Origin of the sequence: Flavobacterium sp., assembly GCF_044361015.1 — a bacterium.
Lineage (GTDB): Bacteria > Bacteroidota > Bacteroidia > Flavobacteriales > Flavobacteriaceae > Flavobacterium.
Window position 1 is genome coordinate 1 of sequence record NZ_JBIKJL010000046.1, and the last position, 19,053, is coordinate 19,053.

The 19,053-nt window shown below is 34.1% G+C and carries 21 protein-coding genes and 1 pseudogene; 15 read left to right on the forward strand and 7 right to left on the reverse strand.

The genetic code is table 11. From position 1 onward, the window contains the following. A partial coding sequence (locus ACIQ2Z_RS10335; RefSeq protein WP_396184065.1) for a Crp/Fnr family transcriptional regulator occupies window positions 1–354 on the forward strand: 354 nt, incomplete at its 5' end. A gap of 4 nt (window positions 355–358) precedes the next feature. Here the strand turns inward: ACIQ2Z_RS10335 and ACIQ2Z_RS10340 are convergent. Then, complete coding sequence (locus ACIQ2Z_RS10340) at window positions 359–2,848, reverse strand: mechanosensitive ion channel domain-containing protein (RefSeq protein WP_396184066.1); 2,490 nt, start codon at window positions 2,846–2,848, stop codon at window positions 359–361. A gap of 181 nt (window positions 2,849–3,029) precedes the next feature. On the opposite strand from ACIQ2Z_RS10340, the gene ACIQ2Z_RS10345 reads away from it, so the two are divergent. From ACIQ2Z_RS10345 to ACIQ2Z_RS10365, 5 genes are all read left to right on the forward strand, one after another. After that, on the forward strand, window positions 3,030–3,833 hold the full coding sequence (locus ACIQ2Z_RS10345; protein WP_396184067.1) for a sulfite exporter TauE/SafE family protein: 804 nt from the start codon (window positions 3,030–3,032) through the stop codon (window positions 3,831–3,833). Between the two features lies 1 nt (window position 3,834). Further along, on the forward strand, window positions 3,835–4,464 hold the full coding sequence (locus ACIQ2Z_RS10350) for a class I SAM-dependent methyltransferase (protein WP_396184068.1): 630 nt from the start codon (window positions 3,835–3,837) through the stop codon (window positions 4,462–4,464). Next, complete coding sequence (locus ACIQ2Z_RS10355; protein WP_396184069.1) at window positions 4,448–5,425, forward strand: YeiH family protein; 978 nt, start codon at window positions 4,448–4,450, stop codon at window positions 5,423–5,425. Before ACIQ2Z_RS10350 ends, ACIQ2Z_RS10355 begins: the two co-directional genes overlap by 17 nt. Before the next feature lie 96 nt (window positions 5,426–5,521). After that, window positions 5,522–7,102, forward strand: a complete 1,581-nt coding sequence (locus tag ACIQ2Z_RS10360; RefSeq protein WP_396184070.1) for a murein L,D-transpeptidase — start codon at window positions 5,522–5,524, stop codon at window positions 7,100–7,102. A gap of 36 nt (window positions 7,103–7,138) precedes the next feature. Then, window positions 7,139–7,921, forward strand: a complete 783-nt coding sequence (locus ACIQ2Z_RS10365; protein ID WP_396184071.1) for a DUF2490 domain-containing protein — start codon at window positions 7,139–7,141, stop codon at window positions 7,919–7,921. A gap of 145 nt (window positions 7,922–8,066) precedes the next feature. Here the strand turns inward: ACIQ2Z_RS10365 and ACIQ2Z_RS10370 are convergent. Next, window positions 8,067–8,366: pseudogene (locus ACIQ2Z_RS10370) on the reverse strand (IS1595 family transposase); the annotation flags it as partial. Between ACIQ2Z_RS10370 and ACIQ2Z_RS10375 the strand changes: the two are divergent. Further along, a complete protein-coding gene (locus tag ACIQ2Z_RS10375) occupies window positions 8,351–8,725 on the forward strand; it encodes an outer membrane beta-barrel protein (RefSeq protein WP_396184072.1) in 375 nt (124 codons plus the stop codon). The pseudogene ACIQ2Z_RS10370 and the gene ACIQ2Z_RS10375 sit on opposite strands and share 16 nt — an antisense overlap. A gap of 305 nt (window positions 8,726–9,030) precedes the next feature. On the opposite strand, the gene ACIQ2Z_RS10380 is transcribed toward ACIQ2Z_RS10375, so the two are convergent. Continuing rightward, entirely contained in the window at window positions 9,031–9,471 is a 441-nt protein-coding gene (locus tag ACIQ2Z_RS10380; RefSeq protein ID WP_396184073.1) for a hypothetical protein, read from the reverse strand. Window positions 9,472–9,495: 24 nt separating this feature from the next. Beyond that, entirely contained in the window at window positions 9,496–10,260 is a 765-nt protein-coding gene (locus tag ACIQ2Z_RS10385) for an OmpA family protein (RefSeq protein WP_396184074.1), read from the reverse strand. 221 nt (window positions 10,261–10,481) lie between these two features. Here ACIQ2Z_RS10385 and ACIQ2Z_RS10390 point away from each other — a divergent pair, with 221 nt between their 5' ends. The 4 genes from ACIQ2Z_RS10390 to ACIQ2Z_RS10405 all read left to right on the forward strand — a co-directional run bounded on the left by ACIQ2Z_RS10390 (window position 10,482) and on the right by ACIQ2Z_RS10405 (window position 13,017). Next, on the forward strand, window positions 10,482–11,885 hold the full coding sequence (locus ACIQ2Z_RS10390; protein ID WP_396184075.1) for a rhodanese-like domain-containing protein: 1,404 nt from the start codon (window positions 10,482–10,484) through the stop codon (window positions 11,883–11,885). Window positions 11,886–11,984: 99 nt separating this feature from the next. Beyond that, window positions 11,985–12,347, forward strand: coding sequence for a rhodanese-like domain-containing protein (locus ACIQ2Z_RS10395; protein WP_396184076.1), 363 nt, complete (start codon window positions 11,985–11,987; stop codon window positions 12,345–12,347). Window positions 12,348–12,374: 27 nt separating this feature from the next. Continuing rightward, the gene (trxA, locus tag ACIQ2Z_RS10400) at window positions 12,375–12,677 is read left to right on the forward strand and encodes a thioredoxin (RefSeq protein ID WP_396184077.1); all 303 of its coding nucleotides are present in this window, start codon (window positions 12,375–12,377) and stop codon (window positions 12,675–12,677) included. 151 nt (window positions 12,678–12,828) lie between these two features. Next, window positions 12,829–13,017: a hypothetical protein gene (locus ACIQ2Z_RS10405; RefSeq protein WP_396184078.1), complete on the forward strand. Its 189-nt coding sequence runs from the start codon at window positions 12,829–12,831 to the stop codon at window positions 13,015–13,017. 176 nt (window positions 13,018–13,193) lie between these two features. Here the strand turns inward: ACIQ2Z_RS10405 and ACIQ2Z_RS10410 are convergent, their stop codons facing one another. From ACIQ2Z_RS10410 to ACIQ2Z_RS10420, 3 genes are read right to left on the reverse strand one after another with little or no spacing between them, the layout of a single operon-like run. Then, on the reverse strand, window positions 13,194–13,556 hold the full coding sequence (locus ACIQ2Z_RS10410) for a hypothetical protein (RefSeq protein ID WP_396184080.1): 363 nt from the start codon (window positions 13,554–13,556) through the stop codon (window positions 13,194–13,196). Beyond that, window positions 13,557–13,952 (reverse strand): pyridoxal-dependent decarboxylase, encoded by a 396-nt coding sequence (locus tag ACIQ2Z_RS10415; RefSeq protein ID WP_396184086.1) that lies wholly within the window; start codon window positions 13,950–13,952, stop codon window positions 13,557–13,559. It lies immediately after the preceding gene. Then, on the reverse strand, window positions 13,953–14,438 hold the full coding sequence (locus tag ACIQ2Z_RS10420; protein WP_396184081.1) for a hypothetical protein: 486 nt from the start codon (window positions 14,436–14,438) through the stop codon (window positions 13,953–13,955). Between the two features lie 372 nt (window positions 14,439–14,810). Here ACIQ2Z_RS10420 and ACIQ2Z_RS10425 point away from each other — a divergent pair, with 372 nt between their 5' ends. The 4 genes from ACIQ2Z_RS10425 to ACIQ2Z_RS10440 all read left to right on the forward strand — a co-directional run. Next, the gene (locus ACIQ2Z_RS10425) at window positions 14,811–16,409 is read left to right on the forward strand and encodes a hypothetical protein (protein WP_396184082.1); all 1,599 of its coding nucleotides are present in this window, start codon (window positions 14,811–14,813) and stop codon (window positions 16,407–16,409) included. 21 nt (window positions 16,410–16,430) lie between these two features. Beyond that, window positions 16,431–17,420 (forward strand): DUF3365 domain-containing protein, encoded by a 990-nt coding sequence (locus ACIQ2Z_RS10430; RefSeq protein WP_396184083.1) that lies wholly within the window; start codon window positions 16,431–16,433, stop codon window positions 17,418–17,420. Between the two features lie 23 nt (window positions 17,421–17,443). After that, complete coding sequence (locus ACIQ2Z_RS10435; RefSeq protein WP_396184084.1) at window positions 17,444–17,644, forward strand: DUF6132 family protein; 201 nt, start codon at window positions 17,444–17,446, stop codon at window positions 17,642–17,644. Window positions 17,645–17,909: 265 nt separating this feature from the next. Beyond that, window positions 17,910–19,053 (forward strand): TolC family protein (locus tag ACIQ2Z_RS10440; protein WP_396184085.1); only part of this gene is annotated, 1,144 nt, incomplete at its 3' end.

Consider the following 19,053-nt stretch of genomic DNA (forward strand, 5'->3'; position numbering starts at 1 on the left):
CGTGCCATTGCCGAAACCAAAGGCACCGTGATTATGATACCCGTTCATAAAATGGAAGAGTGGTTGGGCAAGTATAAAAGTTGGCGGAACTACGTATTTAACAGTTACAACAATCGTTTAAAAGAAATGCTCTCCGCTATTGACAATTTGGCGTTTATGAACATGGATGAGCGATTGGTACATTACTTGCATGACAAAGGAAAAATCAATCATTCCAAAGAAATTCATGCCACCCATCAGGAAATAGCGTATGACTTACATACCTCCCGTGTGGTGGTCTCCCGCTTACTCAAAGCATTGGAAAATGAAGGAACCATCCGATTGCACAGAGCTTCCATTGAACTGCTGAAGTAATTGGTTACTCATCTTCCTTTGCGATATCTTCTAAGCCTTTTGAGGTTGTATGTATATGTAAATCCTGCTGTGGAAAAGGAATGACGATGTTGTTTTCTTTCAAAGCTACATCAATGCCCATAATTAAATCACTTTTCACATCGTTGCCGTAATTAAAATGAGGTACCCAATACTTCACGGCAATACCAATCGAGCTTTCGTTAAAATTGGTAAACCAAACCATAGGTTCGGGGTTTTTGAGCACCAAAACATGTGCTTGCACCACTTTCAAAATTACTTGCTGAGCGATTTTTAAGTCTGTTCCATACGCCACACCTACACTAATTTCGTAGCGTCGTTTGGCACTTCCCATCGTCCAATTGGTTAAATGCTGACTCAGCAAATCACCGTTGGGAATAATAACTTCTGCACCGTCATAGGTGGTGACCACGCTGCTGCGGATGCCAATGGATTTCATCTGTCCGGTTTGTCCGCCTACTTCTACAATATCATCCAGATTTACGGGCTTTTCAAAAGCAATAATTACTCCACTCACCAGGTTGTTGACTAAGGTTTGCAAACCAAAACCGATACCTACACCCAAGGCACTAATGATAATCGTAAAGCGATCCATCGGAATTCCGGCAGATGTGAAAGCAATCAAGATACCAATGGTGATAATCAATATTCGGATGAGCAACAACCAACTGCCAATTTTGTTGGGTTTGCCATTCGAGTGGTTTCTTTGTTTATCAGAGGCCAAAAACGAAACTATTTTTGATAAAAATGTTGCAATGACAATGACTGCAAAGAATATGGTCACACTTTCAAAGGTAAAGGTGAAATCGCCAATGCTTCGTTCTTTTGAATAGCTATCTTCAAAAGGTTTCAACAGTGTTTGGTACCAATAGCTGTTGCGGTTAACCAATACTAACCATGCGATGAAAAACAAAACCGTATAACCTTTATTGATGGAGTACAATTGCATACTGGTAAAGCTTATTTTTTTCTCATCTTCTGTGTCACTAATATAACCGGAGAATAATGCCATATCATTAATTATATGAAACGTACTGAGTAAACTCACCGCTATTAAAATATTGTAAATGCCTAAAGTCATAAACATTTTTGAGACATTGTAGTTGCCAAAGAGCAGAAAACCAATCGCGATGAACTCCAGTACAATCATTAAAACAATAATCCAAAGCAGTAAACTGCTGTCCCATCTATGTCTGTGGATGTAGGAGTATACACCGAAGGCAATCGCAGCAATACCTACTAACAAAATAAACCATGATTCTATGGCTGATTTCAATATGATGGCTTGCAAACAAATGGCTACAAGTGTAAAAATATACATGATGATCCAAAATCGTTGGTAGTAAACAGTGGTAGTCTCTCTGAATAAGAAAATTAGAGCGAAACCGATAATTGCCCATAAAATACCTGAAATAATAAAAGGCGGCTGCGACATAAAAAATTGAAACAATGTCAAGGTTACTACTAAAGTAGAGGCAAAGGGATACCTAAGAATTTGCACCGGATATTTGAATTTCTGTAGTAATTCCGATTTAATGTATTTCCGTTTGAGTACATTTAAGTACAACCAAATTGCTAAGATTGTCAATAGCAACATACCAAAAATCAGTTCGTGATTAAAAATATAGAACAGAACCAACAAAGTTTCTTTTTTAAACGAATACACTAAATTGGATTTGAAGTTGAGAGAATTTGAACCTTTTTTAAAGAGGCTTTCATGTTTGAAAAACAGATCATTTACTTCTGCTTTCCTTAAATTTTCTACTTCAATGATATCTGATTCTACACTATATTTGAATTTAGTGCCTAGTATTTGCAGTTTATGAATGCTGTCTAATGCATTTTTTAGGCGTAGGTGTAAGGATTTGTAGTTATTGTCAACCGTCATAAAGCGATTAAAATAAATCATTTTTGATACGGAATCCACGGGAGACAAATACAATTCTTTGCTGGTAAATAAGGAGTCAATTTTATTTTGTATGCCACCAAGAGCCTTATTATTGCCGTTTATTTTGACCAATTGCGATTCGATTCGATTGGAAATTTCATTTAGTAACAGACTCGTAACAGTTAGGTTTCGATACGTTAAATACCTACTGTCATTTTCAAAAAGACCAACTAAAGCTACTTTTTTTATTTCGATTTCATATTCTAATTCTTTGGTAAATCCCTTGTAGTCAATCCCTTTTTTGATGGTGTTTTCGGCATTTTGAATTTCAAAATCAATCGCATTAAAAAGCTCATTCTGCTTCCGAATTAAAAAGTTATTGGAGTATTTATCTAAATTTTCGTTCAGTCCTGCTTCGGTAAATTCACTAAAAACACGGTAGGTGTTTTTTTCGTTGTCTTCGCTGGAGAGAATTTTTACGGTATCAATTTGAATAGAATCTTTACTTTTTTTTTTAGGAATTTTTTGAGCAAATCCCGAAAAGCACGTTCCAAATAACAGGAGGAATAGTATTTTATATAACTTCATAAGTAACAGAAAATAAAATGATCAATTAATGAAAGGTTCTGTTTGTCAGCAAATTTTAAGCTACTATATGCATGCAATCAGAATCTTATTTCAAAAATACTCTTTTTTTATGTAAATGTATGTGTAACAAAAGTTACTTTTGAAAACAATTGGAAGAAGTACTTTTGTTTAAAATGTAAATATGGAGTTGACGCATTTACTGGGTTATATTTTGGCTGTTTTTGTTGGGATTTCATTGGGCTTAATTGGCAGTGGTGGATCGATACTAACAGTTCCTATTTTAGTATATATTATGGCTGTTGAACCGGTTTTGGCAACAGCCTATTCCTTGTTTATCGTAGGGTCAACTGCCTTAGTAGGTGGTGTTCAAAGTGCCCGACTCAAAAAAGTTGATTTTAAAACTGCTATTATTTTCGGTATTCCCTCTATTGTGGCGGTTTATTTAACAAGGGCGTATTTAGTGCCTTTTTTACCGGAAACCTTCTTCACGTTTCAGTCGTTTACACTTACAAAACCCATTGCGTTGATGCTTCTGTTTGCCGTAGTGATGATTTTGGCTTCTTTTTCAATGATTCGGCCTTCTAAAATTTTAGTCGATGAACATGTACCAATGCAGTACAATTATCCGATGATTTTAGTAGAAGGTACATTGGTAGGTGTTTTAACCGGATTGGTAGGGGCAGGTGGTGGCTTTTTAATTATACCTGCGTTAGTTTTGTTAGCAAAAATGCCGATGAAATTAGCGGTTGGGACTTCACTTTTTATCATCGCGGCTAAATCACTTTTGGGCTTTTTAGGCGACTTAAAAGGAGACGAAAGTATCGATTGGAATTTATTACTCATTTTTACAGCACTTTCCATCCTTGGTATTTTTATTGGAATCTCGTTAGCCAAAAAGGTGGAAGGAGCCAAATTGAAAACAGGTTTCGGATGGTTTGTTTTAGTGATGGGTGTGTATATTATTTTAAAAGAATTGGTTTTATAAAATGGAAATAACTCGAAAGCAACATTGGGAAACTATTTATGAAACCAAAAAATTTGAAGAAGTTAGTTGGTATCAGCCTGTTCCGGAAGTAAGTTTAACTATCCTATCAGAATTTGGTTTTACAAACGATAAAGCGATTATTGATATTGGGTGTGGAGGTAGTCATTTTGTTGATTTTCTTTTGAAGCAAAATTACACAGATATTAGTGTATTAGATATTTCAGAAAAGGCCTTGCAAAGAGTACAGAATCGTTTAGAATCTAAAGCGAAAAATGTAAATTGGATTGCATCAGATATTACTGAATTTAAATCCTCCAAAAAATATTATTTTTGGCATGACCGTGCTGTTTTTCACTTTCTGACTGAATCTAACGATGTAAAAAAATATGCTGAAGTTGCAGCTGACAGTATTTCTGAAAAGGGAATAATGGTTATTGGAACCTTTTCAAAAAATGGTCCGTTAAAATGTTCAGGGATTGAAATAAAACAATATAATGAAAAAGAAATGAGTGCCGTTTTTGAACGTGATTTTGAATTGGTTAACTTCCGTGAAATAATTCATATTACGCCTTTGCAATCAGAACAGCATTTTATCTTTTGTGTATTTCATAAAAATGATACAAAAAACTAACTTTTCCGGTATTTTATTTACAATTGCAATAGCAATCGTTGTGTTCATATCAACACACTTTTTTTCTTTTTTAAACAGCATTCTTCTGGGTTTATTATTTGGAATTGTAATAGGAAATACAGTTAAAATACCACTTTATTTTCAACCCGGAATTGCTTTTATGGGATCTAAAATGCTTGAATTATCGATTGTTTTTTTAGCTTTTGGCATCAATTATACCCATATGGGAAAATTGGGTTGGGAAAGTTTTATCATTATAGGATTTGTCGTTTTTTCATTGTTACTTATTACTGTTTATTTAGCAAAAAAAATGAATTGTCCGAGTTCTGTCGGATGGTTAGTGGGTTTTGGGACTGCAATTTGTGGATCTAGTGCCATCGCAGCTTTAGCGCCCAGTATTAATAAAAATAAAGAAGATGTTGGGGTGGCAATGGCAGTTGTGAATTTATACGGAACGATTGGAATGTTAGTTTTACCCCTTTTGTTAACTGCTTTTTCTTTTTCAACGTTGCAAAGTAGCTTGATTCTTGGAGGTACGTTACATTCTGTGGGCAATGTAGTGGGAGCCGGATATGCAATGACTTCTGAAATTGGGGAACAATCATTAGCCATAAAATTGGCACGAGTAGCTCTGCTTTCACCGGGATTGATTTTCTTTAATTATCTCACACAACGTAATTCCGATAAAAATTGGAAACAACACCTTAAATTGCCTTGGTATTTATGGGCTTTTATCGCAATTACTATTGTCGTATCTATTTTTAATTTACCAAAACCAGTTATTGATGGTGCTTCTGAAATTGGAAAAATAATTTTAACATTCGCAATGATTGCAATTGGACTTACAGTTAGTTTTGCAGCATTGTTGCAATCGGGTAAAAGAGGACTGGTGTTTGGATTACTACTTTTTATTATTCAACTATTTTTAGTATTAATTGGTTTTTTATTGCTTAAGAATTAATTATTTCGTTGTGTTTTTTTATTGATAGTAATCTTTTCAAAGAAAAAACTACAATAGAAATTTAGATTATTCTAATTTTATCAAAAAATTATAACAATGAGAAATTTATATTTGTTACTTTTATTTGCAGTTTTAGTAATGCCAACAATTTCCTGTAACTCAAAAGACAAGAAAGAGTTAATTGTTAAAAAAAGTGAAATTACTTTTCAGAAAAGCAATATTCCGATTGATAGTTTAACCATCAAATCTTTTTTTAATTCGTATCCAAAAGTTCAGCAGTATGAAAAAGATGTTTTTGAATTATATCAAAAACATCAATATAACCAGATTTGGTATGATGATAAGGGAATTATTGAACTTGGTAATACGCTTTACAATAGATTTAAAGAACTTGATAAAGAAGGAGTCGTTGCCGTTTTTCCTTATGAAAGTTTAATTGATAGTGTTTTTGAAGAGATTGTTGACAATAAGATAGCACAAACAGATTCTGAGCTCTTAATTACCACGTTGTATATTTTTTATGCTAAAAAAGTGGTAAAGGGTATAGATGAAGAAACTTCCAAATCATTGGAATGGTTATTACCTCGTAAGCAAATTTCTTATACCAGCTTGTTGGATTCGATAATGCTTCATCCTGACGATATTAGTAAACAGAAAAAAGTACTATTCAATCAATATTACAAATTACGCGATGTTCTTCAAAAATATCGCGAAATAGAAAAAAAAGGGGGTTGGGTAAATGTAGAAGTTAATGCTGATTTCAAGGTTTTTAAACCAGGTGATTCTGCTTTTCAAATTGGCCAAATCAGAGACCGATTATTTTTAACCGGCGAACTCAAACAAAATAATCAAAGCACTACATATGACAATGAATTAGTTGAAGCGATTCAAAAATTTCTAGAACAGAATGGTAAAAATCCAACAGATAAAATAGAACTTTCAACGATAAAATTATTGAACATTTCTATTACTGAACGGATTAAAAAGATTTTGGTGAATATGGAACGTTGTCGTTGGTTATCGCCTGAAATGGTCAAAGCAAATGAATATGTGGTGGTTAATATTCCCTCTTATAAATTATTTTTTGTCAGAAATGGAAAACAGGAATTAGTATCGCCTGTCATAGTTGGTAAGGCAATGAATAAAACCGTAATTTTCAGTGGTTCTATGAGTTATATTGTTTTTAGTCCGTATTGGAATGTGCCAACGAGTATTATCAAAAAAGAAATTAAACCGGCTATTGCCAAAAATAAAAATTATTTGGCTTCCCATAATATGGAGTGGAATAATGGTAACATTCGACAAAAACCCGGTAAAAATAATTCGTTAGGTTTAGTTAAATTTATTTTTCCAAATTCCAATAATATCTATTTGCATGATACACCTGCTAAAAGTTTATTTGAAAAAGAAACGAGAGCTTTCAGTCATGGTTGTATTCGTGTAGGTAAAGCAAGAGATTTAGCCCTCACCATTTTAAAAGATGATCCAAATTGGACAACGGAAAAAATAGATGCAGCAATGAATTCAGGGAAAGAAAATTGGTATACTTTAAAAAATAAAATACCGGTTTACATAGGTTATTTTACGGCATGGGTGAATGCAAATGGCGAAATTAATTTTTATGATGATATTTATGAAAGAGACGAACGATTATTGAAATTAATTTATACGGAATAAAGAAGATAATTAATTGATTTTTAATGAATCAACATAATGATTAATAAATTTTCATATATTTTTCTTGCTAAAACAATTTGTATTATTGTTATATTCTTCTTTAATACATTCAATTTGTTTTCGCAAACAGAAAATCAATTTACCAATGAATTTCAGTTTAATAGAAATATAGGAAAACTTACTGCAACGGAATTTGATTTTTCTCAGGGATTTACAAGTGGAGAAGAGGAAAACAATCCGTTTTATAAAAATTCACAAATTTCTGCTCGTCTATGGCTTCATTATTTTGTTAATAAAAAATGGAAATTATCAGGATTTGCGGCTTTTTTCTATAATCGTGATGTTCCTGAAATTTCTCAAAAAAAATCACCCGAAGTTCGATTTGCTTTTCAAGGTATTTATTATATCAATAGAACCGATTATGTACTTACCAATAGATTGCGGATTGAAGACAGAATACTCGGAAATGCAGAAGGAACTGTAGATATCGTTTATCGTTTTCGGGAAATGATCAAATTAGTTTACCCAATTTCGTATGTGCAGATTGGAAAAGGATCGTTATATGGAATTGTTTCTGAGGAATTGGTTTTTAAAACTAAAGGTTCTACTACCGGCGAAGGTTTTTTTGACCGAAATCGTTTAACGTTAGGATTAGGTTATTCGTTTACGGATACTATCCAATTTGAGTTAACTTATTTGAATGAATATTTGCCAAGAAATGCATCCGATAAAATGTATAATATAGTGTCAACAACGCTAATTTTTAATGATTTAATTTATGCCTTGAAACGCAAAAGCGGGAGTATTCAGGCTTATTAAGTTGTTTTCAAAGTGAATTTTTCTTGAAGTTTGTAAACTTTTTATTTAAAAAATAGTCAACTTTTTATTATGCTTATTTATTATTTACTACATTTGATTTAATCTTACTGATTGTCCGTTATTAGTCATAACCCTATAATGGTTGCTATACTAGCCTGTCGAATAATTTTTCTTCAAAATACCGTCTATTTAGCTTATAAACAAACTCATTTAGGTATAATTGTAAATATTTTTCTTTGATTTTATGAAAATTTCCTAGAAAATTTCTTTTGGCATTGCTAATTGCAATATGTACCCACTTTAAAGTTTCTGCTGTTGTTTCTTTATTTGATTTTTCTGTAATATGAAATTCTACATAATTTGCAATATCAATAAATAATGTGCTTTTGTCTGTAAAAAGAATACTCTTTTCAGAAATTGATTCTTGGATTGTTTGGTTTATTTTCTTTTTCAACGGTTCAAGCCCAAATTGTTCAGTTTGGATTAAAAGGAGGTTACAACAGTGCTACATTATCCGGACAAGATGACAATAAGGCCTTATCAGGGTTTCATGTAAGTACATTAGCTGAGATTGAAATTGTGTTTTTGTCTATTCAACCGGAGTTGGTTTATTCTAAACAAGGTTCTGCTTTTGACAATGGCGATGATGTAAAATTAGATTACATATATGTGTCAATTATGGCGAAATTAAACATATTAAAAATTCTTTATGTGGTAGCAGATCCGCAATTCGGTTTTTTAGTAGGAGCTGATGATGGCGCAGATAATGCAAAAGACAACAACAAACTACCGATTTTTCTTTAGGCGAAGGTGCATGGGTTGAACTTTTTGACACATTTGATTTGTGTTTACGTTATGACATAGGAACAACAGATGTTACTAAAGCAACTGGTGATTATAAAAATAACGTGTTCCAAATTGGTTTGGCCTACAAATTCTATATATTAGAGATAGGAATAAAAAAAGTGTAAGAAGATTCAAGCACTTTTTTTGTTTTAAATTTAATGTTTAGAATTATTGAAGTAATGAAGTACAATCGATTATAAATGAAGTTAACAAAAAAAATCCTGCGTATGAATTACGCAGGATTTTCAGAATTAATAAATATGTTACAGGCCACCTTTTAAATATTTTTGCCAATTTTCAAGTTCCTCCCAACTTCCCTCATCTGCAAGTCTTGCTTGCGACGACCATGTACTTGGATTATGAATTGTATAAGAAGGACCCGCATCTTCTAATATTTTTTGTAATCTTTTTGTAGATGAATTGGCTAATTGATTAAAACTCCAAATTCCATCGTTATTTAACAAACCTTGTATTTTAGGACCAATGCCTTCTACTTTCGTAAGATCATCTTTTACTGAATCATCGGCTGCAAATCGTGCCGGAGTATTGCTTGTTTCAGCAACAGCAGCAGCACCACCAAATAATTGTTTTAGAAGCCAACCTAATAAAAGACCTAATAAGAAAGCTCCTAAAAGCCATAATAACCATGACCAAAATACATTACTACCATCACAAGCTGTTGTATTAATTGCTAATTTTAACATAATATATAATTTTTAAATTTTTGATTAATTGAATTCTATTTCTGCTCTTCTGTTTAATTGTTTGCCTTCTTCAGTAGATCCGTCAGCAATTGGTTGAGTTTCTCCTTTCGAATCTGTTGTAATTTTGCCAGGTTCAAGCCCTTTATTAACTAAGTATTTTTTGATTTGTTCTGCTCGCTCCAAACCAAGATTATAATTGTATTGGGTATCTCCATCTTTATCGGTGTGCCCAACAATGTTGATTGATTTTCCAGATAATTTCAAATCATCAGCGAGTTTCGCTAAATAATTAGTTAAATTTTCCGAATCAATTTCTTTAGTCTTGTTATATTCAAAATAAATCAAAACTCTGTCATGTTGCTCTACAACATTTTCGTTACGTACAACCCATTTAAATAATGATTTATGAAAGACATCCGATTGTGATTCTTGACAATTACCCGCAGCATAAGTACCAATTTCAATTTGTTCTACTGTTAATTTGTCTAGAAATAATTCTTTAACTTTCCCTGCACGAGCTAAAGCTAACTCTTTCGTTTCGCCGTCAAAATAAGGGGCGACCACTAAAAGTTTTCTACCTTCGGCAATTGATGTTAAAATCTCTTCTTTCTTTTGAGGCCAACCCTCGGTTGTAATTGGAATGTCTGTATTACAATCATAGGACAAAACTCCCCTGCTAACAACTTTTTGGTCATCACAACACAAAACGGTTTCTTTATACCAATTCCATGAAAGATAAACCAGTAAAAGAAAAAGCAATACAGTAAATAGTGCTAAAATTTTTTTCATTTAAAATGGTTTTAATTATTTATAAATACTCAATAAGTAGTGTAAAATTAATAATATTTTGTTAAAAACAAAAAATTATGAAATTTTTTTAAACATATTTATGTAAATAATTTGTTAACTTATTGCTAATAAAAATTAATTGAATTATTTATTATTTGTAACCTTTGTTACTTAAGAGTGAGAAAGAATTTATTAAATTTGCTATTCAAGTAAATAATATTATGAAGATTGATCAAATTTATACCGGTTGTTTAGCTCAAGGAGCTTATTATATTGAAAGTCAAGGTCAAGTTGCAATTATTGATCCTTTGCGTGAAGTACAACCCTACATAGATAAAGCTGAGCAAAATAATGCTCAAATTAAGTACATATTTGAAACTCATTTCCATGCAGATTTTGTGAGTGGACATGTTACCTTAGCTGAAAAAACAGGTGCTTCAATCATTTTTGGCCCAACGGCGAGTCCGAGTTTTAAAGCTCATATTGCCAAAGACGACGAAGTTTTTCAATTAGGTGATCTAACCATTACCGCTTTGCATACTCCGGGACATACCATGGAAAGCACGACCTATTTGTTGAAAGATAAGAACGGTAAAGATTACGCTATTTTTAGTGGAGACACGTTGTTTTTAGGGGATGTGGGTCGACCCGATTTGGCTCAAAAAGCAGCACACATGACCCAGGAACAATTAGCAGGTTTGTTGTATGACAGTCTGCGAACCAAAATAATGCCTCTGGCAGATGAGGTAATTGTTTATCCGGCACATGGAGCAGGTTCAGCTTGTGGGAAGAATTTAAGTAAGGAGACTGTTGGAACGATAGGAGATCAAAAAGCAACGAATTATGCGTTACGTGCTAACATGACCAAAGAAGAATTTGTGCAAGAGGTAACCAACGGATTATTACCACCTCCGGCTTATTTTCCGATGAATGTAAAAATGAATAAAGAAGGGTATCAAAATGTTGAAAATATTATCAAAGAAGCACAGGCCTACGATCCTAAAACCTTTGAATTGATTGCAAACGACACCGATGCTTTGATTTTAGATGTGCGTCACCAAGATGATTTTGCCAAAGGACATATTCCTAAATCTATTTTTATAGGTTTAGACGGTGGATTTGCTCCGTGGGTTGGTGCCTTAATATTAGATTACAAACAACCCATTTTATTGGTTACCCAAGAAGGCAGAGAAAATGAAACGATTACACGTTTGGCTCGTGTGGGTTACGACAACACCATTGGATACTTAAAAGGTGGCTTTGATGCTTGGAAAAAGGCAGGCTACGAATACGATACGGTTACTACCGTGGAAGCAACAGCGTTGGAACAAAAAATGAAGGACAATGTTCCGGTGTTTGATGTTCGTAAACCGGGCGAATATGCCTCTGAACACGTTTTAGATGTGCCCTCAACACCATTGGACTTTTTAAATGAACACTTGGCGGAATTTCCAAAAGAAGAAAATTTCTATGTGCATTGTGCGGGCGGTTACCGCAGTATGATTGCCGCTTCCATTTTGAAAGCTCGTGGCTATCACAATGTAATTGACGTAAAAGGCGGTTATGCTGCTATAAAAAACACCGGAATCAAACGGACGGCCTATGTTTGCCCGAGTACTTTGTAGAGGTGCTAAGGTGCTGAGGTACTAAGGCTCTAAGGTTTTCTTAGACACCGCATAGCACCTTAGCACCTTAGTACCTTAGTACCTTAGAACCTCAAAAAAATGAAAAAAATAATTGTATTACTACTAATTACCGCACTGACACTTTCGTGCCAATCGCAGTCGGATCCCAAAATAAAAGTACTACCAACAGCTACTTACAAAGAAGCCATTGCAAAAGGTAATGTTCAAATTGTGGATGTTCGTACGCCGGAAGAATTTTCGGAAGGAGCCATTTCAAATGCAATAAACATTAATGTGAATGGGGAATCTTTTGAATCGGACATTCAGAAGCTAGACAAAAAACAACCGGTGTATGTGTACTGCAGAAGTGGTGCCAGAAGTCAGAAAGCAGCGGAGAAAATGATTGCCTTAGGTTTTACGCAAGTCATCGATTTAGAAGGTGGTTATTTGAGTTGGCAGTAGGAGAGAATATTCTAAAGATATAAAGTAATGAAAACGTTCAAAGATATCATTGATTCAGAAAAACCCGTATTGGTTGATTTTTTCGCCACTTGGTGCGGACCTTGTCAGTCATTAGCTCCCATTTTAAAAGAAGTGAAAGACAGTTTGGGCGAACGCATTTCCATTATTAAAATAGATGTGGATAAGAACCAAGCACTTGCTGCCGATTATCAAGTTCGCGGAGTACCAACGATGATGCTTTTTCAAAATGGCAAACAATTGTGGCGACAATCGGGCGTATTATCCAAGCAGCAAATTTTACAAGTCATTCATGAAAAGGCGGCAGCTTAATCACACGGACAGGCAAAATTCATAGGGTGGTGTCAAAGTGACTATTGATGCATTTTCAAAAAATTCATCAATTAACATTTATTTTTGTTGTTTGTTTAATTAAAATAATATATTTGTATTAGTAATCTGTTAATCTTTAAAACCTTATACCATGAAAAAATTAGTTTCATTATTGGCTGTTGCAGCGTTCTTCATCTCAATGGATGCTATGGCAGGAGAACCAAAAAATAAAGAAAAGAAAAAAGCAAAAACTGAAAAAGCGGCTGCTGATAAAAAAGAATGTTCTACAGGTGAGAAAAAAGCTTGTTGTGCGTCTAAAAAAGAAGAGGCTAAATCATAATTTTGTTTTAGAAATATAAAAGAAACCTGATTTATTCAGGTTTTTTTTATGTCATTTTTTAGTTTAAATTTTTATCAAAAATTACTATTGTTCAAACCTGTTTGCACATTATTTAAAATTAATTTTTGCAGTAACTAAGCTTTTAAAACTGTCTTTTCTTTTGGATAATTAACTTTTCATGCAAGTAGTAATGCCTCTTTCAGGTTATTTAAAAATTGTGTGAGATGTTCTACTTCCACATGCTCCATTAAAACAATTTTGTACCACTGGTTTGCTTCTGAATCGTGCTTTTGAGGCACTAAATCAAATGTATGAGCCAAGGATGGCGGAATGTGTTTGGCTTTAATAGTGACAATATTCATGGCAGGTTCTCTAAAATAGGAAATCTGCAATTCATCCAATTGTTTGCAAAGCCAATCCGTTCGCATTTGCAGAACTTTTACTTTTTCATACCAGCCATTCGGACCGTAGGTAGAAAGAATCATCCAAATAGCTACCGCATTGGCTCCCGAGCGACTTCCCGAAAGGGTTAAGTCCATTCATTCAACATAAGCAGCTTCTTTGGTTAACGCATTTTCTATTAAACCTTTTCTACATAAAAAGATCCCTGTTCCGTAAGGTGCTTGCAACATTTTATGAGCATCAATAGTGATAGAGGATATACTGGGATTCCTAAAACTTAGTGGATTTTCTTCTACCAAAAATGGATAGACAAAACCTCCATAAGCTGCATCCACATGCATTTTATAATTTAAACTGTATTCCTCAAGTAAGGAAATATAATCATCCGGATGATCTACAGATCCAAACATGGTAGTACCCATATTACAAAAAACAATAAAATACTTTTTGCCCTGTTTTTGAGCTTCTGTTAGTTGATTTTCAAACGCAAGTGTATTAATCTTTCGATCGTCAAAACTTACAGGGACCTTTATTCAGTCGAGCATTAGTAAATTCGATCCTTTGGCAATGGAATAATGCGTGTCCTCCGATGCTACCAAAACAATTTCTGAAGCAACCGCACCAAAAGTATTCATGAAATAATTGCGGTACATCCACATCGCTTGAATATTTGCTTCCGTTCCTCCTGTGGCTATATAACCGTCGTAATTATTTTTTTTCGAACCAAAAACCGCTATAGCTAAAATATCCAAAGCCTCTCGTTCAATTTCATGCGTTCCTTCAAAGGCGGATTCCGATTTACCGATGGTGTGACAACCAATATGATTGGGGTTGGCTACAAAGGTCATTAATACAGGTGCATCTTTTAAAAAGGGAGCATCGGTGTAAAATACCTTGCCGTCTAATTTTGAAGCAGGATATCCTAAAGTAGTATCTTTTGCAAAATTTACATTTTTGCTTAAAGCAAGTTGCACCCGTTCAATCTGTTCTTTATTTGTTAATTTTTTCCAGTAAAACATAGTCAGTTAATTGATGGTGCAAAATTGTTTTATTTTATGAAGCTACCCTATGATTTAAATCATGTTTTAATTACATATTGCATCTTATTTTTTGAAGAAGTTAAAAATCAGGAGGTAATTTCTCAAAAACTAAAATCTTTTAGATGTTGCAGAATGGAATTAGTTAATTGCCGGTTTGAAAAGTGGCGAATCGAATCATAAATTTTAAAATATAATTGACTTTGATTATTTAAGTAGCTATGTAACATTAGTTACTTTATTAAAAAGAAGCAAGTGTTACATTTACATCATGAATTGGAAGCAATAGTTGTTTTAAAAAGTACAGCATACGTTTTATCCAAATTATCCCATTAAATAAAACACTCAGAACATATGAAGAGCATTTATAGTTTCATTTTTTTAGTTTTTACCGGTTTGGCATTTTCCCAACCAACTTTTGATTATCAAGTACAATTGAATGCCATTACCATTCCAAATTTACCGGGACTGCATTCCTACGTCTATGGGCAACACAATGGAAAATGGTTAATAATTGGAGGAAGATTGGATGGAATTCACGCTCGTCAGCCCTTCAATGCTTTTCCGGGTTCATTGAATAATACCACTATGTATGTGGTGGATGTTGCTACACAGCAAACTTGGTCCGCTTCTGTAAATACCTTACCCGTTGGTTTAAAAGAACAGCTACAATCTACCAATATGAATTTTTATCAAGTTGAAAATACACTGTTCATTATTGGTGGTTACGCATTTTCAGTTACTGCAAACGACCATATTACTTTTGATAAATTAACATCCGTCGATGTACCCAATTTGATGGATGCAATTATCAACGGCAATCCGATAACTTCGTATTTTAAACAAATCTCTAATCCTATTTTTCAAAATACAGGCGGGCAATTAGGAAAAATAGGTAGCGAATTTTATTTAATTGGGGGTCATGTTTTTACGGGAAGATATAATCCGATGAACAACCCAACATTTACACAAACCTACCTGAATAAAATTCAAAAATTCACGATTGATAATTCTGGGACGCAATTGAGTTATGCCAATTATTCAGCGGTGACGGATGCCATTCATTTGCATCGTCGCGATTATAATTTGGTTCCGCAGGTTTTTCCTAATGGTGAAGAAGGGTATACCATTTCCTCAGGTGTGTTTCAAATTAATGCCAATTTACCTTTTTTATATCCGGTCGATATAAAAAGTAGCGGATATTTTCCTCAAACCCAATTCAACCAATATTTGAGTAATTATCACAATGGAAAAGTGGGATTGTATGATGCGACAGCTAATAAAATGCACAGTTTATTTTTTGGCGGAATGAGTCAGTATTACTATAATGGAACCACATTGATTCAAGATGATAATGTACCTTTTGTCAAAACAATCAGTCGGGTAACTCGAATAGCTGATGGCACTTTAACAGAACATAAATTTCCTTTAGAAATGCCAAATTATAAAGGGGCAGGAACAGAATTTATTCCAAATGCCAGTTTACCGCATTATACAAATAAAGTGATTAAGTTGAATGATATTACAGCGACCGAATTTGTAATTGGTCATTTATACGGTGGCATTCAAAGTCCAAGCATTAATCCGTTTTCAAATAATCAAACTTCAACTACATCGGCAGATCCTACCATTTATGAAGTGAAATTAATTTATACACCTACGTTAGATGTTCCTACAGTAAATGGAAAAAATCCTTTTAGTATGTCTGTTTCACCCAATCCAACTAAAAACGGGGTGATTCGTTTAAATTTCACGATGGCGTATGAGACTACTGTTGATTATTTTGTGACTTCTATGGATGGAAAAATACTATCAGAAGGCGAAATTACGGATGCTGAGGTAGGTGAAAACTCAATGAATTTTGAACTCAACAAAGTATCAAATCAAGTAATTAGTATCACGTTTATTTTTGATAATAAGTTTTATGTTTCTCAAAAAGTAGTTGTGAATTAAAACAGATAAAATCGTTAAGTCATGAAAAGTAGTATTTTTATAGTCGTAGTTCTAAGCTTAGTGTCTTGTCAAAAAAAAGTGGAACTACTTGAAATCCCAAAAGATTTGACGGAAGTAGAAGCTCAAGAAGCCCAACAATTGATGGCAACTCATTGCTACATCTGTCACAGTCCAACAGCTTCTGAAACCGAAGGTCGTATTGCTCCACCCATGGTTGCTATCAAAGCTCGTTACTTAATGAATAATGCTACAAAGGAGGAATTTGTTTCACACATCACACAATTTGTAGAAAACCCAACAACAGAAAATGCGATTATGTATGGTGCGGTGGACCGATTTAACGTCATGCCCAAACAAGTTTTTCCGGAAGGTGTAGTGCAGAAAATTGCCAATTATATGTTCGATTACCAAATTGTTGAGCCTTCTTGGTTTAAAGAACATTGGGAAAGTAGTGGAAATGGTCAAGGAAGAAGAAAGGGAAAAGGGGAGTGGTTGCAAAGTGGTAAAAAATTAGGAGTAGCTGAAAAAACAAAAACTTACGAAGAAATCGGATTAGAATATGCCTTAGCCACCAAAGCAGTTTTAGGCAAAAACCTGATGGGTACCATTCAATCCAAAGGAACAAAGCATGCGATGGAATTTTGTAACGCAGAGGCAATTCCTTTAACCGATAGCATGTCAACCTACTATAATGCTAAAATCAAACGAGTTTCCGATAAAAACAGAAACCCCAACAACAAAGCAAATGCAGAAGAATTGAATTATATAGCTCAATTCAAAGCGGATGCGGTTGCCAAAAGAGAATCGAAACCGGTTGTGATTGAAAAAGGTAATCAGGTACAGTTTTATTACCCAATTCCTACCAATACGATGTGTTTACAATGCCATGGAACACAAGTGAAACCGGAGGTTACCAAACAAATACTCAAATTATATCCAAATGATTTGGCCGTTGGTTATGGCGAAAATGAAGTGAGAGGCATTTGGAGTATTACTTTTGAAAAGAAATAAGAGATCGTTTAAAGACAAAAATAATGAATAAAAAAGCACTGATTTTAACGGCAGTTGGCTTAATTGTCGGCTTACTAGCAGGCTACACCTACTATCATTTTGTAGGTTGTAATTCAGGCACTTGTGCCATTACATCCAATCCTTTAAACAGTACCTTGTATGGAGGTTTAATGGGAGGTTTGTTGTTCAATATGTTTGTTACATCTCCTAAAAAGAAGGAATAATGGCAGTATTTTTCAATCCATGCTTCAATAATTTCCTTTTTTTTGGCAGGAGCTAATAATAAATCAGTGCGTTAATTAGGGCGAATATAAACACCCGATCGTAATATCATCATCTGGAGGTTTTGATGATAGTTTTTTGGTTAGTGAACAAGCATTTCTGAAAAGAAGTGCTTGTTTTTTTGTGACCTATGTTACACTGTAACATTTGTTACTTCCTGAGCATTTTTTGCGATTTAAATTTGCCTCATAATTCAGATACAATAACATGAAACGAATCAAAACAATTATTTTTTCAGGAAGTCTTTTACTTTCATTGGCTTTGTATAGTCAAGATACTATTCAGATTTCTAAAGTAGATTTAGTGCAAAAACTATCGGACCAAAATCTGCAATTAAAAATTGCTGAAAAATCATTTGAGTCGGCTCGTTCCGATTACCGGCAGTCCAATGCTCTTTTCTTGCCAAGTATAACTGCGTCAAATAGTGCTTTGACAACTACTAATCCATTAACAGCTTTTGGTTCTAAATTAAATCAGGAAATCTTAACGGCTTCCGATTTTAATCCGGACTTGCTAAATAATCCGGAACAAACGCAAAATTATGCCACCCGTTTCGAAATTTTACAACCGATTATTAATGCCGATGGCATTTTTGAACGCAAAGCTGCCAAAGCAAAAATGGAAGCGTATCAACTGCAAACCGAACGCACAAAGGAGTATTTGGAATTAGAAGTGAGCAAGTCGTTTATGCAACTACAAATGGCATACAAAGCGGTTGGAGTTTTAGAAAAAGCCAATCAAACGTCGCAAGCCAATTTAAAGTTGGTGGAAAATTACTTTAAGCAAGGTATGTTACAAAAAACGGATTTGCTTTCGGTGCAAGTACGCGTTGGTGAAATTGCCAACCAATTGCAGTATGCCAAAAGTGCTATACAAAATGCTTCGGATTATCTGGCGTTTCTTTTAAACGAAGATACTAATGGAGGTGTTTATAAACCGATAGAAACCTTAGAGAATGAGATGCAGCCACAAACGGTCAGTTTACTTTTGCCTGCCTCTCGTAAGGATTTAGTAGCGATGGAAAAATCGTCGGAAGCCTATAAAAGCATGATGCAATCAGGTAAAATGAGTTTTTTACCGCGATTAAATGCTTTCGGATCGTATGAAATTTACGATACGCAATTCATGCAATTTGGAGCCAGTGGTTATACGTTAGGAGCCCAATTATCATGGGATTTATTTGATGGGTACAAATCCATCGGTAAACTGGAAAAATCAAAAGTGGAATTCCAAAAAGCGGAAGTGGAAACCGAACAATACAAAAAACAAAGTCAGCTCGAACTAAACAAAGCGTCTCGTCAACTGATAGATGCCGAAAATAAAGTGAATGTGTCCAAATTGGCTTTTGAAC

Coding starts and splice junctions, on each gene's coding strand:
- ACIQ2Z_RS10395 (WP_396184076.1), top strand. CDS start 11,985: ATGAAAAAAATAATTGTATTACTACTAATTACCGCACTGACACTTTCG.
- ACIQ2Z_RS10340 (WP_396184066.1), bottom strand. CDS start 2,848: ATGAAGTTATATAAAATACTATTCCTCCTGTTATTTGGAACGTGCTTT.
- ACIQ2Z_RS10365 (WP_396184071.1), top strand. CDS start 7,139: ATGATTAATAAATTTTCATATATTTTTCTTGCTAAAACAATTTGTATT.
- ACIQ2Z_RS10435 (WP_396184084.1), top strand. CDS start 17,444: ATGAATAAAAAAGCACTGATTTTAACGGCAGTTGGCTTAATTGTCGGC.
- ACIQ2Z_RS10430 (WP_396184083.1), top strand. CDS start 16,431: ATGAAAAGTAGTATTTTTATAGTCGTAGTTCTAAGCTTAGTGTCTTGT.
- ACIQ2Z_RS10385 (WP_396184074.1), bottom strand. CDS start 10,260: ATGAAAAAAATTTTAGCACTATTTACTGTATTGCTTTTTCTTTTACTG.
- ACIQ2Z_RS10360 (WP_396184070.1), top strand. CDS start 5,522: ATGAGAAATTTATATTTGTTACTTTTATTTGCAGTTTTAGTAATGCCA.
- ACIQ2Z_RS10380 (WP_396184073.1), bottom strand. CDS start 9,471: ATGTTAAAATTAGCAATTAATACAACAGCTTGTGATGGTAGTAATGTA.
- ACIQ2Z_RS10420 (WP_396184081.1), bottom strand. CDS start 14,438: ATGTTTTACTGGAAAAAATTAACAAATAAAGAACAGATTGAACGGGTG.
- ACIQ2Z_RS10345 (WP_396184067.1), top strand. CDS start 3,030: ATGGAGTTGACGCATTTACTGGGTTATATTTTGGCTGTTTTTGTTGGG.
- ACIQ2Z_RS10355 (WP_396184069.1), top strand. CDS start 4,448: ATGATACAAAAAACTAACTTTTCCGGTATTTTATTTACAATTGCAATA.
- ACIQ2Z_RS10425 (WP_396184082.1), top strand. CDS start 14,811: ATGAAGAGCATTTATAGTTTCATTTTTTTAGTTTTTACCGGTTTGGCA.
- trxA (WP_396184077.1), top strand. CDS start 12,375: ATGAAAACGTTCAAAGATATCATTGATTCAGAAAAACCCGTATTGGTT.
- ACIQ2Z_RS10405 (WP_396184078.1), top strand. CDS start 12,829: ATGAAAAAATTAGTTTCATTATTGGCTGTTGCAGCGTTCTTCATCTCA.
- ACIQ2Z_RS10350 (WP_396184068.1), top strand. CDS start 3,835: ATGGAAATAACTCGAAAGCAACATTGGGAAACTATTTATGAAACCAAA.
- ACIQ2Z_RS10390 (WP_396184075.1), top strand. CDS start 10,482: ATGAAGATTGATCAAATTTATACCGGTTGTTTAGCTCAAGGAGCTTAT.
- ACIQ2Z_RS10410 (WP_396184080.1), bottom strand. CDS start 13,556: ATGGACTTAACCCTTTCGGGAAGTCGCTCGGGAGCCAATGCGGTAGCT.